Below are 1,084 nucleotides of genomic sequence, written 5' to 3'. Positions count from 1 at the left end.
TTCGGTCTGTGGACCGTCGGCTGGCAGGGGAGGGACCCGTTCGGTGACGCGACCCGGCCGGCCCTGGATCCGGTCGAGACGGTGCAGCGTCTGGCCGAGCTGGGTGCCTACGGTGTGACGTTCCACGACGACGACCTGATCCCGTTCGGGTCCTCGGACGCCGAGCGCGAGTCGCACGTCAAGCGGTTCCGTCAGGTGCTGGACGCGACGGGTCTGACCGTGCCGATGGCGACGACGAACCTGTTCACGCATCCGGTGTTCAAGGACGGCGCGTTCACCGCGAACGACCGTGACGTGCGCCGTTACGCGCTGCGCAAGACGATCCGCAACATCGACCTGGCGGTGGAGCTGGGTGCGAAGACGTATGTGGCGTGGGGCGGGCGTGAGGGTGCGGAGTCCGGTGCGGCCAAGGACGTGCGGGTGGCGCTGGACCGGATGAAGGAGGCGTTCGACCTTCTGGGCGAGTACGTCACCTCGCAGGGCTACGACCTGAGGTTCGCGATCGAGCCCAAGCCGAACGAGCCGCGCGGTGACATCCTGCTGCCGACCGTCGGGCATGCTCTGGCGTTCATCGAGCGGCTGGAGCGTCCGGAGCTGTACGGGGTGAACCCGGAGGTCGGTCACGAGCAGATGGCGGGGCTGAACTTCCCGCACGGGATCGCGCAGGCGCTGTGGGCGGGCAAGCTGTTCCACATCGACCTCAACGGGCAGTCCGGGATCAAGTACGACCAGGACCTGCGGTTCGGTGCGGGTGACCTGCGTTCGGCGTTCTGGCTGGTGGATCTGCTGGAGAGCGCGGGTTACGCGGGTCCGAAGCACTTCGACTTCAAGCCGCCGCGGACCGAGGACTTCGATGGTGTGTGGGCGTCGGCCGAGGGCTGCATGCGCAACTATCTGATCCTGAAGGAGCGTGCGCTGGCGTTCCGTGCGGACCCGCAGGTCCAGGAGGCGCTGCGGGCCGCGCGCCTGGACGAGCTGGCGCAGCCGACGGCCGCCGACGGTCTTCAGGCGCTGCTGGCCGACCGTGCGTCGTTCGAGGAGTTCGACGTCGACGCGGCCGCCGCGCGCGGGATGGCGTTCGAGC

1 protein-coding gene is annotated in these 1,084 nt (G+C 68.8%); it reads left to right on the top strand.

Going from position 1 to position 1,084, the window contains the following annotated elements:
* The coding region (gene xylA, locus FNH09_RS46525) for a xylose isomerase (protein ID WP_152895892.1) at window positions 1-1,084 on the top strand (1,084 nt) is incomplete at both ends.

The sequence above is a fragment of the Streptomyces adustus genome (genome assembly GCF_009377175.1).
In the GTDB taxonomy this organism is placed as follows: Bacteria; Actinomycetota; Actinomycetes; order Streptomycetales; family Streptomycetaceae; genus Streptomyces; species Streptomyces adustus.
This window is presented reverse-complemented; position numbering and strand designations above follow the sequence as displayed.